Annotated in this window: 15 protein-coding genes; 10 read left to right on the top strand and 5 right to left on the bottom strand. The window is 61.5% G+C overall.

Features of this window, described 5'->3' with window-relative positions:
* Positions 1 to 762: an MBL fold metallo-hydrolase gene (locus tag V5N13_RS04195; protein WP_336359734.1), complete on the bottom strand. Its 762-nt coding sequence runs from the start codon at positions 760 to 762 to the stop codon at positions 1 to 3.
* Between the two features lie 41 nt (positions 763 to 803).
* Positions 804 to 3,470: an AAA domain-containing protein gene (locus V5N13_RS04190; protein WP_336359733.1), complete on the bottom strand. Its 2,667-nt coding sequence runs from the start codon at positions 3,468 to 3,470 to the stop codon at positions 804 to 806.
* A 101-nt stretch (positions 3,471 to 3,571) separates the two neighbouring features.
* On the opposite strand from V5N13_RS04190, the gene V5N13_RS04185 reads away from it, so the two are divergent.
* The 5 genes from V5N13_RS04185 (at position 3,572) to V5N13_RS04165 (ending at position 6,786) form a co-directional block, all read left to right on the top strand.
* Positions 3,572 to 4,120, top strand: coding sequence for a hypothetical protein (locus V5N13_RS04185; RefSeq protein WP_336359732.1), 549 nt, complete (start codon positions 3,572 to 3,574; stop codon positions 4,118 to 4,120).
* Between the two features lie 81 nt (positions 4,121 to 4,201).
* A complete protein-coding gene (locus V5N13_RS04180) occupies positions 4,202 to 4,432 on the top strand; it encodes a hypothetical protein (RefSeq protein ID WP_336359731.1) in 231 nt (76 codons plus the stop codon).
* Between the two features lie 65 nt (positions 4,433 to 4,497).
* A complete protein-coding gene (locus tag V5N13_RS04175; protein WP_336359730.1) occupies positions 4,498 to 5,664 on the top strand; it encodes a thiolase domain-containing protein in 1,167 nt (388 codons plus the stop codon).
* The gene (locus V5N13_RS04170; protein ID WP_336359729.1) at positions 5,661 to 6,038 is read left to right on the top strand and encodes a Zn-ribbon domain-containing OB-fold protein; all 378 of its coding nucleotides are present in this window, start codon (positions 5,661 to 5,663) and stop codon (positions 6,036 to 6,038) included. Before V5N13_RS04175 ends, V5N13_RS04170 begins: the two co-directional genes overlap by 4 nt.
* Positions 6,039 to 6,090: 52 nt before the next feature.
* Positions 6,091 to 6,786, top strand: a complete 696-nt coding sequence (locus V5N13_RS04165; protein ID WP_336359728.1) for a hypothetical protein — start codon at positions 6,091 to 6,093, stop codon at positions 6,784 to 6,786.
* Positions 6,787 to 6,863: 77 nt separating this feature from the next.
* Here V5N13_RS04165 and V5N13_RS04160 read toward each other — a convergent pair whose 3' ends face one another.
* Both V5N13_RS04160 and V5N13_RS04155 read right to left on the bottom strand, forming a co-directional pair.
* A complete protein-coding gene (locus V5N13_RS04160) occupies positions 6,864 to 7,826 on the bottom strand; it encodes a zinc-dependent metalloprotease (RefSeq protein WP_336359727.1) in 963 nt (320 codons plus the stop codon).
* Between the two features lie 37 nt (positions 7,827 to 7,863).
* Complete coding sequence (locus V5N13_RS04155) at positions 7,864 to 8,217, bottom strand: hypothetical protein (protein ID WP_336359726.1); 354 nt, start codon at positions 8,215 to 8,217, stop codon at positions 7,864 to 7,866.
* Positions 8,218 to 8,299: 82 nt separating this feature from the next.
* Between V5N13_RS04155 and V5N13_RS04150 the strand changes: the two genes are divergently transcribed.
* The 4 genes from V5N13_RS04150 (at position 8,300) to purF (ending at position 11,438) form a co-directional block, all read left to right on the top strand.
* Positions 8,300 to 9,358 carry a M20/M25/M40 family metallo-hydrolase gene (locus V5N13_RS04150; protein ID WP_336359725.1) on the top strand — a complete coding sequence of 353 codons (1,059 nt, stop codon included), beginning with the start codon at positions 8,300 to 8,302 and terminating at the stop codon, positions 9,356 to 9,358.
* A gap of 46 nt (positions 9,359 to 9,404) precedes the next feature.
* Entirely contained in the window at positions 9,405 to 9,590 is a 186-nt protein-coding gene (locus V5N13_RS04145) for an LSM domain-containing protein (RefSeq protein ID WP_276246897.1), read from the top strand.
* Positions 9,587 to 9,760, top strand: a complete 174-nt coding sequence (locus V5N13_RS04140; protein ID WP_332899570.1) for a 50S ribosomal protein L37e — start codon at positions 9,587 to 9,589, stop codon at positions 9,758 to 9,760. The genes V5N13_RS04145 and V5N13_RS04140 overlap by 4 nt, the downstream gene beginning before the upstream one ends.
* A gap of 223 nt (positions 9,761 to 9,983) precedes the next feature.
* A complete protein-coding gene (gene purF, locus V5N13_RS04135; protein ID WP_442905061.1) occupies positions 9,984 to 11,438 on the top strand; it encodes an amidophosphoribosyltransferase in 1,455 nt (484 codons plus the stop codon).
* Between the two features lie 3 nt (positions 11,439 to 11,441).
* Here the strand turns inward: purF and V5N13_RS04130 are convergent, their stop codons facing one another.
* Positions 11,442 to 12,002: a DUF420 domain-containing protein gene (locus V5N13_RS04130; RefSeq protein WP_336359724.1), complete on the bottom strand. Its 561-nt coding sequence runs from the start codon at positions 12,000 to 12,002 to the stop codon at positions 11,442 to 11,444.
* A gap of 108 nt (positions 12,003 to 12,110) precedes the next feature.
* Between V5N13_RS04130 and V5N13_RS04125 the strand changes: the two genes are divergently transcribed.
* Positions 12,111 to 13,238 (top strand): hypothetical protein, encoded by a 1,128-nt coding sequence (locus V5N13_RS04125; protein ID WP_336359723.1) that lies wholly within the window; start codon positions 12,111 to 12,113, stop codon positions 13,236 to 13,238.
* Positions 13,239 to 13,259: the final 21 nt, after the last annotated feature.

The raw sequence follows: 13,259 nt of genomic DNA, 5'->3' as shown, positions 1-13,259 counted from the left end.
TCATTCTTCGTCGATTCCGAGCGAGAGGCCGTCTTCTGCAAACCGCACGTCACCTTCGTAGTGCTTGCCAATCGAGTCGAGCATCTCGCGGTGTTTGTTGTTCGTGTGCGGGTACAGATGCGTCAGGTACACGCGCCCAATGTCGAGCCCGGAGAGTGCCTCTCCCAATTGGCTCGGCGTCGGGTGGTTCGACACGTCGATTTCGTCGGGGAACGAGCAGTCGTGGGCGAGGACGGCCGAGCCTTCTGCGAACTCGGCCAACTCGCGGAACGCCTCCGAATCGCCCGAGAAGGTGAACACGGGGCCGTCTGTTCCGACTGGTGTGAACCGATAGGCGAGACAGTACATCGAGTGGATGGTCTCCATCGCGGCGATGTCGAACCCTTTCAGTGTGAACGACTTGCTTGGGGCAACCTCTTTCAAATCGAGGTCAACCCTGCCCGTGAGATACTCGTGAACGTCAAGCAGGTCGGTAACGAGGTCTGCGGTGCCGCGCGGTCCGACGACCGTGAGCGATTCTTCACCGGCCAACCAGCGGGCTTTGAGCAACGGCAAAAGGTCTGCGACGTGGTCTAAATGGTGGTGGGTCAGCAACACCGTATCCACGCCTTCGTAGCCCACGTCGGTGCGAGCAAGTGCGTGGAGGACGCCGCTCCCACAATCGACGAGCAGTCGCTCGCCGTCGGATTCGAGCAGGATACCGGTCTGGCCGCGCTCGCCGGTGGGCATCGCGCTTCCGGTTCCGAGAAACGTAAGTCGCATACCGAAGCAAACACCCGCCTGCGGAAAAGGGGTTTTCCTCGCTACCGCGCCCACTCGACCATCCGCGAGTAGAGGTCCATCGTCGAGAGGGCGTCTGCGTCCCCGACGAGCACGAGCGCCTTCTTTGCCCGCGTGAGCGCCACGTTCACGCGGCGGTGGTCTTTGAAGATGGGACTGTCGAGCGTTTCCGTGGTGACGAAGGAGACGATGATGACCTCCTTGCTCGACCCCTGAAAGCGGTCTACGGTGTCCACGGCGACGGTTTCAGGGACGGTTCTCGAAATCTCTGCCACCTGCGCCCGGTAAGGTGCGATGACGCCGATTGCTTCGTGGGGGACGCCTGCGTCCGCGTAGGCCGCGACCACGTCTGCGACCGCTTGCGCTTCGTCCGGGTTCGTGTTCCCGCGCGCGGTTCCATCCGGGTCAACGAACGAGACGGTGTCGGTGAGGTGCTCGGGCAGCTTGCTCGCATCCACGTCCGACAACTGGTCGATGCGCTGGGCGGCCACCGCGGGCGTGGCCGGGCGGAGTTTGCCGTCGTAGAACTCCCGGGAGGAAAACGCCTGAATCTTCTGTGCCATGCGGTACTGGCGGTCGAGCATGACCGACGCCTCGGGGAACTGGTCGTGGAGGCGTTCGAACAGCGACAGCGAAAGGTCGCCGTCCTCTTCTTCCGGTTCTGACTGGACGACCGGCGGCAACTGTTCGTGGTCGCCAACGAGAACGAATTTTTCAGCCAAATTGATGGCCGCGAGCGTGCCCGGTTCGGTGAGCTGGGCGGCCTCGTCTACGAGCGCCACGTCGAACGCTTGTTCGCGCATGACGCGAGAGCCACAGGCTGCGGTTGTGGCCGCGACGACGGATGCGTCGGTGATTTTCGCGGCTTGCACCGCCGGCTCACCGCGCGTCTCCAAGCGCTTGTCCTGCATGTCGTGGCGGACGCCGTTCTCTGAGCCCACACGGACGAAATCCTCGAAGCCCTGGTCGCGGAGGGCTTCGAGCGCGTTGTCCACCGCGCGATTCGTGAACGCAGAGAGCAGGACGCGGTCGCCACGCTTCACAAGGGCACGGATGATGCGGGCGATGGTGTACGTCTTTCCAGTGCCAGGCGGGCCGTGGACGAGCGCACAGTCCTCTGCGGTTACAGCGAGGTTCACCGCCGCATTCTGCGACTCGTTGTTGTCGATGTACGTGACCTGCTCGTCGTGGAAGGCGGGTTCCCGGCGGCCAAAGAGGATATCCTTGCGCCGTTCCTCGCCCGTCAGGATGGCGTCGTGGAGCGCGACGAGCATCCGGTCTGCTGAGAGTTCAGAGGGATACACGTCGAGTCTCCTGAGTTCCAGCGGTTCGTCAGTGACGACGGTAATCTCGGTGCCGAGTTTCTGGATGCGACCGAGTTCGGCGTGGCCCTGCACTGGATTGCCGTCGCTTGCAAGGACGAAGTCCCCCTCTCGCAGTTTCGAGACGGGGTCGTCGCAGGTCGCATAATTCTCCCAGCGACCGTCTTCGAGTTGTTGTTGGCCGGTTGGTTCTAAGTCGATGAGCGCGAGGTCGGCGTCAGCGCGCTCTTCTGCGGTCTGTTCCCAGAGTTTTGCGTACTCCGTGTGGACGGCCCGGCGTTCGTGTTCGACGAGTCGGTAAAACTGCTCGAAGTAGGCGCGTTCGTCGTCGGGGACGGGGGCGCCAATCGTTCCGGCTTTCGAGTGCTGGCCGAGGCGGCCCGCGATGACCATGCAACTGTCGCGCTCGAAGCAGTACTCGCATTTCGCGTTCGCCTCCTCACCCGTCGGCACGGACATGTCGAACTCCATCGCGGCGATTTCGTTGCGCTTTCTGAGGACGAACGCGAGAAAGCCCTTGCCCATCGAGAACTCTTTCGCGGGCGAGAGGTCGCCTGTTGCCTCGGCACGGTCGAGTGCCGCGTTTTTCGTATAGAGTAAGGTTCCCGTATCGGGCATCTCGCCGCGGTCTGAGAGCAGGAGTGAGTAGCACGCGACCTGCACCTTGTCGTGAAAGCGCGGTTCGCGATTCGTGTTCTTGCCTGTTTTCAGTTCGACGGGCATGCCGCGGCGCAGCGCGTCGGCCCGGCCCTTGATGCCGTAGGTCTGGCTGATGAGCGTCTGCTCGCTTCGCCAGTCGTCTTCGGTGCCGAGGGTGCCTTGGGCGAGCCAGCCCTCGATGGCACGGGCGTTTGCTTTCACGTCTTCGCGGACTTCCTCTGTGTCTTTTTCGAGCAGGCCGAGGTCTAAGCCCGCCTCTTCGACGCGATCTGCGACGGCTTCTTCTAAGTCGCCTCCGCGCAGGAGGTCGCCGAACACCTCGTGGACGATCGTCCCTTTAATGACGGGGTAGTTGAGCGGGATGCCCGTGATTTTGTTGAGGTAGTACATCCGCGGGCACTGCACCCACGAGCGGATGTCGGTCACGTTCACGAGGAAAGACGGTTCGACCACGACCATGGTGTCTCCGGTGGTCGAAAATTGGGTTTCACCCTGATACTCGCGTTCGTCTGCGTCCTTCACGACGAGTTCCATCCCCGGTCTGAGGTAGTCGGCCGTTTCAGCCCACTTCCCCCAGAGGGTGAGTTTCACGGGGTCTGCCTGCCCGTTTTCGGGGCGGAGGGTGACCTCTGCGAGGTCGCTCTCTCCGTATTTCGTGTTGACTGACCGTTTTTCGCCTACCTCGATGACGGGACCCCGTAGATGCACGTCTGTCCTCCGTGACGCGCGGTGAAAAATCCTGCCCGTCGTGGCTCCCCTCCGTTCCGACGGACGATACATTCATTCTCACCCCGTCGCTAAGACTCGATATGCGCGTCCGGAACTGGCAAGACATCCTCGAAGACGTCGTCGAAAGCGGTGCGGACGCAGGCGACTGGCGAGCGGTCGCGGGCAATCGTAACCGTGGCCTCGGCGAAGACCTCTACCTCGGCCATCCGAAAGCAGGCGTCTTCCAACTCAAGACCTACGCGAAAAATCCCTTCGAGGTGAAGGGCGTCGGCACGCGCGTCGCCCGGCGGATTGACGACGACTTAGAGCCATTCTTCCCGAACGAGAGGGTCGGCGGGCGCTTTGGCATCCAGTCACCAATCGAGGAGTCGAAGGCAGAGCGCACGGGCAAGGAACTCACCGAAATTCTGAAAGCCCACGCAGACGCGCCGACGACGCCGAACGCGCTGTTCGAAGACGTGATGGGCGCACTCGACAGTCCCGCGTTCGGGCCGCTCGAGTTCGACCACACCGAACGGTCTGCGAAGCTCGACGAGCTTGCGTCAACCTTCGAAGAGGCAGAGAAACTGCTCGACGCCGAACTCGACGACCTCATCGAGGATGATGAAGTTGGTCGTGGGTTCATGTGACCGCCTTCTTAGCGTTTTCACGCACATTAAGGTTCGAGCACTCGTGAGTCAGGCTATGATGCTGTGTACGGGTGGCCGGTGATGGTCGGCCCCTTATCGAGCGAGGAACGAACCGCAGCGACGCTGCGGCTGAAAATCGGTTTTGTGGTGCTCGTCGGTGCCTCTGCCGGGCTCATCACGCTCCCGTCTTCTCCCACGTGGATCGAATTCGGCGTGGCGTTCCTCGCCGGGTCGGCGCTTGGCGTGTTGCTCGTCTGGCTGGTGTTTCCGGGAACGGGCGATATTGCGGGTGACGCCCGACGGCGACCATAAATCGGACAGGCATGACGGAATCACACGATTGATAACCGTGAAAATGAGAAGTTGGATGAGAACAGATGGCACGAGCAAGTATCGTGGGAGCCGGCATGACGAAGTTCGGCGTCCACGAAGCAACGTTACCAGAGCTTTTCGCTGAAGCAGCCCTCCCCGCAATGGATGACGCCGGCGTCGAATCCGATGACATCGACGCCTTCTACCTCGGGAACGCAATGGGTGGCCAGACCGAAAACGACACCCACCTCGCGCCGACACTCGCCTCGCACATCGGCATCGCGGGCGTGCCGTGTCAGCGCTTCGAGGACGCGTGTGCAACCTCTTCGAACGCGTTCAAACACGCCGTCCAAGACGTGGAGTCGGGCCTCCACGACGTGGTCATCGTCGGCGGGGTCGAGCGCTGCACGCCGGAAACCGGGCTTGGAACCGGCGAGATGACGCGCATCTTCGCCTCCGCCAGTCATCGCCAGTACGAACAGCCGACGGGTCTCACCTTCCCCGGCGTGTTCGCACTGCTCACGAAGCGACACATGTTCGAGTACGGCACGACGCCGGAGCAACTCGCCTCAGTCGCGGTGAAAAATCACGCCCACGGCGCACACAACCCGCGGGCGCATTTCGGCCGCGACATCGACGTTTCGGACGTGCTCGACTCGCCTATTATCGCAGACCCGTTCCACCTCATGGACTGCTGTCCCTTCTCGGACGGCGCGAGCGCGGTCATCGTCGTCTCTGACGACATCGCAGACGAGTTCGACGCTCCCGTGGACGTGACCGGCGTCGGCCACGGCACGGATATCATCCCGCTCTCTGACAAACCGGACTTCCCATCGACGATGTCGGCCCGTCGCGCTGCTGAACAGGCGTACGAGCAGGCGGACATCACGGCAGCCGACGTTGACTTCGCGGAAGTCCACGACTGCTTTACCGGCGCGGAAGTGATGGCCTCGGAAGCACTCGGCCTGTTCGAAGACGGTGAGGGCGGCCCCGCCGCCGCAGAGGGCCGAACCTACATCGACGGCGACATGCCAATCAATCCAAGCGGAGGCCTCAAAGCGAAGGGCCACCCGATTGGCGCGACCGGCACCGCACAGCTCGTCGAACTCGTCGAACAGCTCCGCGGCGACGCGGGCGACCGACAGATTGCAGACGTGGAAACGGGCATCGCCCACAACCTCGGTGGCGACGCCGGTACCACGCTCGTCTCGGTCTTGGAGGTGCGCGCATGAGTCAAATAGAACTCCCGGAATCCCTGACCTACGAAAGCTGGAGTGAATCGCTCAAAAACGGCACGCTGCTCGGCCAGGAGTGTGCCGACTGCGGCCACCAGACCGCCGCACCGAAAGCCGCGTGCGTGCGCTGTGGCAGCCGCGACATTGCGACCATCGAACTCGAAACCACAGGCGAGGTCTACTCCGAGACGACCATCGCCGTCTCGCCTCTCGGCTTCGACGCGGGCTTCAAACTCGCCGTCGTCCAACTCGGCGAGGCCAAAACCGTTGGCCGCGTCTCAGACGACGTGGAAATCGGCGACACCGTGACGCTCTCTGACGTGTTCGAACACGAAGGCCAGCCGTCGCCGGTGTTCGAGTCGGTCGAATAATCTCGGAGTTCGGTTATTTTCCCTGAAAGTATTTATCAACGAGCCTGAATGTGTGGGCTATACCTCCCTCTCGCGGAGACAATTTCTCCGCTGCACGCCAGTTGCGGCGCTCTCGTTCGCCGGTTGTCTCTCAGCATCGACGCCAGCGACGGAAACCACTCAAACGGCACAGACGACAAAGGCGACACAAACGACCGCGAAATCCGTCGATGCTTCATCGCTCGCTGCGCACGCGTCTGTCGTCTCACAGGGCACTGCAGCGCACCCACCAATCGTCCAACTCGGCGTGACCAACACCGGAATTGAACCCGTTCCACTGCGCCCGTACCATACGTCCAACAGCGCAGCGGTGCTTGAATATTCTTCAGAACTCGACGGCGCAACGGGAAAACTCACACTGTATCCCACGTCTCCGGAACACCTCTTCACCACGAATGGGGAACTCGCAGAGAGCCAAACGGACGGCTGTTGGCGGTTTTTGACGACCGACGGTGAAACGCCACGGGTCGCTTGGGAATCTATTGCCGTCCAGTTGGAACTCGCCCCCAGTGAGTCGCATTCGGTAAAACACGCCCTCTACACCACCGGTCAAGACGGACCATGCTACCCGGCAGGCGAGTACCAGACGTACTACCGCGTCTCGCTTTCCGAATTGGATTCGGCAGGGCCAACCAAGTTGCTCACGTACACGCTTTCGCTCGATGATTCGGGGACAGTGTCAATCGGTGCAGTCGAACCAACCGAGTGACTCGTGAGAGTGTCGAACGCGATGAGTCGGAAAAGGAAGACGACAACCGGACGTTCACCGGGCAGTAAGCGAGTCGATTACGCGACCCGCGCAATCCAGCGCGCGGGATTTTCTAACTCGTCTTTCGTTGGGAGGTTTTCTGGCTGTTCCCAGACGAGGGCGGCGGTTTCGATGTCGCGGACGGCGGCCACCATCTCGAAGAACTCCTTGCCGAGTTCGTACTGGCGGCGTTTCATGCCCATGCCGAGCATCCGGCGGACGAGTTGGGCGACGGGGCCGCCGCCTTTCCGGCGCTCGTCGAGTTTGCGCCGGAGGTCTTCGTACTCGCCGTCGAAGGCGTGGTCCATGATGAGTTCGGCGTAGCCCTCGACGGCGGTCATCGCGGTGTTCAGTTCGGTGAAGGCTTGGCGGTTGATGTTTCCATCAGAGAGGTCGTCGATGCCTTCGCGCATCTGGGCTTCTAAGTGGTCAGAGAGCCACGGCGCGGCACCGAACTCGGCGGCGTGGGCCACCTCGTGGAACGCAATCCAGCGCCGGAAGCGCGGGAACGGCGCGTCGAGCATGTCGGCTACGCGGACGATATTCGGGTGGACGAAGTAGAGACCGTGGTCGATCTGCTCTTTCGACTCCTCTGCGAGCAGCAGTGGGTCGTACTGCCCGAGGACGTTGTTTGCGAGAAAGGAGAGGGCAAAAGCCATCGTCCCGGTGTTGACGACGCGGGCGACGCCGGGAATCATCGAGAGCTGTTGGTCTTCGAGTGGAGCCATCACGCGCTCGAAGGTGGTGATGTTGGCGTCCACCCAGTGGTGGCGGTGCTGAATCTCGACGGTGCGCGGCACGTCGAAGTCGATGCCGGACACTTCTCGCACCCGATTGCGGGCGTCGCGGACGTCGTCTGCGTAGCCCGCTTGCTCTGTGTCGGCTAACGTCAGGTCGCCGGGGTCAGTTGCGGCTTTCGTGGCTTCCGCGACGGCCTGCCAGTCGATGGGGCCATCGCCGGTCGCACTGGTGACCGCTCTGACGCTACGAAAGAAGTTCACGACTCTGTTTAGAGAGCGCCGGTAAAATGGGTTGTGCCTACTCGAGGTCGACTTCGGCTTCGCCGTCGCCGCCCCCGCGGAGTTTCTTCACGAGCATGACTGCGCCGACGAGGAACAGAATTGCGATGAGCGCGCCTTTGCCACTCGCGGTTTTCTCCCCTCCGACCTCGTCCACCTCGTCGCCGTCTTCGACTTCGATTTCCGTTTCGGCTGTCGCGTCTTCGTCGTCGTTTTTCGACCGGCGGAACCGGCCAAAGCGACGCGACTTCTCCGATGCGTCTGTGTCCGCAGATTCATCCTTGTCGCTCGATTTCGAGAACGTCGGGCCAAACTGGAAGCCGCCGCCGTTCTCGCCGTGCAGGTGCACCTCGAAGAGAGTGAAGTTTCCCATACTGTTCTATTGGTTGACCAACTGTTTATCGGTTGTGGCCTGGTTCGGGGGATTGATACGTTTCTCACACCGAGATTTAGCCATGAACGAGTCCCAGCGAGCGTTTCTCGATTCGCTCCTCGAAGCACCGAGCCCGTCTGGCTTCGAACTCCCCGTCCAGCGCGTCTGGGTGGACTACGTCTCTCAGTTCGCAGACGACGTTCACACCGACGCCTACGGCAACGCAATCGCCGTCTACGACGGTGGCGACCCGGAACTGGCGTTCACCGGCCACGCAGACGAGATTGGCTTCATCATCCGCACCATCGACGACGACGGCTTCCTCCGACTCGATAAGATTGGCGGGGCGGACAAGACCGTCTCTCGGGGGCAACACGTCACGATTCACACCGCAGACGGCCCCATCTCGGGTGTCGTGGGGCAGGCGGCTATCCACTTACGTGACGGCGACGACGACAAGATCTCCGAGATTACAGAACAGCACGTCGATATCGGCGCGAACGACAAAGCCGACGCCGAGGCCCTCGTCGAAATCGGGGATGCCGTGACGTTCTCCTCCACTGTCAACGATCTCCATGGAACGCGACTGTCGGCCCGCGGGATGGACAACCGAATCGGCGTCTGGGCCGCCGCAGAAGGCCTTCGGCAGGCAGCGGAAGCCGAGGTAGAGGCTACCGTCTACGCGGTGAGTACGGTGATGGAAGAAATCGGCTTACAGGGTGCGAAGATGATTGCCCACGACCTGAATCCGGACGTGGCCATCGCGGTGGACGTGACTCACGCAACCGACAGCCCCGACGCACCCGCGAACAAGGGCGGGGACATCTCGCTTGGGGACGGACCGGTCATCGCCCGCGGGTCTGCGAACCACCCACGAGTGGTTTCGCTCGCACGGCAGGCGGCGACGGCTGCTTCTATCGACGTGCAGTTACAGGCTGCTGGCTCATTTACCGGAACCGACGCAGACGCCTTTTTCACGACGCGTGGAGGCATTCCGTCGCTCAACATCGGGCTGCCAAACCGCTACATGCACACGCCGGTCGAGGTCATCGACACCGACGACCTCGTGGCCGTTTCCGACCTGCTTGGAGAGATTGCAGCCCACGCCGCCGAGTTTGGTGAGTTCTCGGTGTCGCTCTGAGGGACAGGCCGGTACGTTTAATACCGCGACGAAGGGCGGTATGGGTATGAGTGGACGACCGCTCGACGTCCTCGAGGCGTCGCTAGGGGAGGAAGTCACCGTTCGCCTGAAAGATGGCGAGGTGTTCACCGGCGAGCTCGCCGGCTACGACCAGCATATGAATCTCGTGGTTGAGTCGGATGAAGACACAACCATTATACGCGGCGATAACGTCGTCACGATTACTCCATGACTGGTGCAGGTACTCCAAGCCAGGGTAAGAAGAACAAGACGACGCACGTGAAGTGTCGTCGCTGCGGGAACAAGTCCTATCACAGCAGAAAGAAGGTCTGTGCGTCCTGTGGCTTCGGGAAAACGGCCAAACGCCGTGAGTACGCCTGGCAGTCGAAAGCCGGCGAATAGACGCGATGAATCTGCGGCCGCGGTTGCGGTCGCGTGAAATTTTCTCTCTCCCCACCTCACGAGTGTCTACTCACGCGTGCGTGGTGTTCTCATCACACGCTGAGCGACGGTGCGGTGGTTCTCCACCCCAACATATACATGAACGTGTATATTTGGGCGGGAAGTTCAGGCGATTACGACACAATGGCGGGGGTTTTTACGGTTGGCCGCCACACCAACGACCATGGCAGATGGGCGGGATTCCCCACAGTTCCAATACGGCTTGACCGAAAAGTGCGGTGTCGTCGGCATCTCGCTGGCTGACCGACCCGCCGCGCGACCGCTATACTACTCGCTATACGCCCTCCAACACCGTGGACAGGAGTCGGCGGGCATCGTGACCCACGACGGCTTCCAACAGTACAGCCACGTCGAGATGGGGCTGGTTGGTGATGCGTTCACGCTCAACGACTTAGACGGCCTCCACGGACAGGTCGGCATCGGCCATGTCCGCTATCCGACGGCCGGAAGCGTCGATTCGAGTTGTGCCCAACCGTTCTCCGTTTCGTTCAAAAGTGGCTCGCTCGGCCTCGCACACAACGGCAACCTCGTGAACGCAGACGAGATTCGCGCCGAACTCGAAGCCCACGGCCACGCCTTCACCTCAGACGGCGATACGGAAGTCATCGCCCACGACCTCGCGCGCAACCTCTTAGACGGCGACCTCGTGCGTGCCGTCAAGAAGACGATGAACCGGATTCACGGCTCGTACGCCCTCACCATCATGCACGACGACACCGTGATGGGCGTCCGCGACCCACAGGGCAACCGCCCGCTCGTCCTCGGAAAACTCGACGATGGCTACGTCCTCGCCTCAGAGAGCGCGGCCATCGACACGTTAGACGGCGAACTCGTCCGCGACGTGAAACCGGGCGAACTCATCGTCCTCGCAGAAGACGGCTCTGACTTCGACTCCTACCAACTCGTCGAGAACGACAACACGGCCCACTGTTTCTTCGAATACGTCTACTTCGCCCGCCCGGACTCGATTATCGACGGCAAACTCGTCTACGAAGTACGTCGCGAACTCGGGCGCAAACTCTGGGAGGAAAGCGGTATCGACACGGACGTGGTGATGCCCGTTCCCGACTCCGGGCGTGCGTTTGCCTCTGGCTACGCGGACGCCGCGGGCGACGGCGTCGAGTTCGCAGAGGGCCTCATGAAAAATCGCTACGTCGGGCGGACGTTCATCATGCCCACACAGGACGAACGCGAGCGTGCGGTGCGCCTCAAACTGAATCCCATCAAGTCCACCATCGAGGGGAAAACCGTCACTATCATCGACGATTCGATTGTTCGCGGAACCACATCGAACCAGCTCGTCCAACTCCTCAAAGACGCCGGTGCGGAGGAAGTCCACATGCGCATCGGCGCACCCGCTATCATCGCGCCGTGTTACATGGGCATCAACATGGCCACCCGCGATGAACTGATTGCGTCTGATAAATCGGTCGGAGATATCCGCGATGTCATCAACGCAGACAGCCTCTCGTATCTCTCCATCGACGCGATTGCAGACGTGTTAGAAACAGAACGCCTCGACCTCTGTCTCGGCTGTGTCACGGGCAAATATCCCTACGACATCAACGGCGAAGAAACGGACAGAGACGTGTCGCGGCCGGTGTTCGCAGACGACTGATTTTCAGTAGATAATATACAGCAGGAGGTAGACGCCAATGCCCATCGAGAACGAGACGAGCCACAGCGCCGCCGCGATCCGGCCAATCCGCTTGTGACTCGACTTCGGAATCTCTCGAATCGGGCGGGTGAGCGCCGTGAGCACAACGAAGTAGAGCAGCGGAATGCAGGCGATGGCGAACAGCATGTGGATGGCGAGAAACGGGTAGTAGAGATACAGTTTGACCGTCTCTGGCCCCATGAAACTCGTCGTGCCCACGAACGAGATGCGGTAGAGATAGAGACTCAAGAACACGGCGAACAGCCCGAGGGCGGTGAGCATGGCGGCGCGGTGTTTCAGCACCTGTCCCTGTCGAATCCAGCGCCAGCCCTGTATGATGGTGAGGATGGCGACGAAGCTGATGGCGGCGTTGAGGTGGGGGATTGACTCGTACACCCAGTCGGGCGCACGCGGAAGGATGCTCGTGGGAATCGCTCCAAGCACGGCACCGAAGACGAGCGCCAATGAGATGGCCGTGAGCAGCCCCGTAAGCGCCGGGACGCGGTCTCTGGTGAGAACTTCCATGTGCCCGTCTTGCCCCTGCGGACGGATAGCCGTTACTCGATGCTTTCTGCGAATCCGCCCCATTAACTCAGTTATAACCATCTTCCTGTCGCGCCACCTATACTAGCGATGACGCTTCCTCGCCGTCACTTCCTCGTCACGTCCGGGCTTCTGCTCGCGGCCGGATGCTCAACTACCCAGCCGGAACCAACCTCGACCACCACGCAGACTGGTGACGATATTACGACCACGACAGCCACGCCGACCCAAACGACGTCGACGCCGACGACAGCGCAGCCAACCACGGAAACGCCGACTGAAACCGAGACAGAAACGGAGACCGAGACGGAAACACCGGAACCGCAGGAGAACGAAACAGCGCGTGAGGCGCTTGTCCGCGCCGAGTTCAATCTGGCAGAGGCCGTCACCCTCTACAGTGACTTCGGGACGGGTGCGTCGATTCTGAGCGTAACCGCCGCGACCGATGACTTCGAGTGGACGCCGATTGGGAACAAGGTGAGAGAGGCGTGGGACAGACTCGACACCGCAGACGAGTTCGGGACAGCCTCGCAACTGGAGCGAAGCGCCCAACTTCGTGACGTCGGCGAGTTCGTTCGCTACGCCGCCCGGTGTCAAGACCGCGTTATCACGGCATACCACCAAACCGTGCGGGCGACCGGCGGCCTCTACGCCGACGACTCCTTCGAGTTCACCGCGGGGCTCAACCAGCAACGCGACGCCCGCAACGCCGCGTCCACGCTTCTCGATACCCTCCTCGACGAGACGACCCCAGAGAGCACAGCGGGGACGGATACGCTTTCGCGAGCCGAGTACGAGGGGAAAGTCGCGCAGTTCGAGGCAGAACTGCTCGTGAGCGAGGAACTTGCGGGGCTGCTCCGAGAGTTCGATTCGATTCTCGAAGCCTACAACCAGGGCGTCTCGCGGCTGTTTGCGCACAACTATGACGACGCAGAGGAGGATTTCGATGCGGTTGGTCTCGACCTCGACACGTTGGCGACGAAGCTCACCCAACTTGACCGACCGAGGTCGTTCGATTCGCTGCTCGATGAGCTCGCGACCGTGGCCGCCGTCCTCAGCGACGTGTCGGCTGATTTGCGAGACAGCGCGCTCGCGGGCGACGAACGCGATGAGGACACCCGTGACGAGGCGCTCGCGGACGCGAGAGACCGCCTGCTCACCGACGACGTTGTGTCAGAGATGGCGCTCACGGAGACAATCTTCGACGGCGAGTTCTGACCGGGAAGACAACGGCTTTAC

The organism is Haladaptatus sp. ZSTT2, from assembly GCF_037081775.1.
Taxonomy (GTDB): Archaea; Halobacteriota; Halobacteria; order Halobacteriales; family Halococcaceae; genus QDMS2.
The sequence above is the reverse complement of the archived record's forward strand: the minus strand, read 5'-3'. Positions and strand labels throughout refer to the sequence as shown.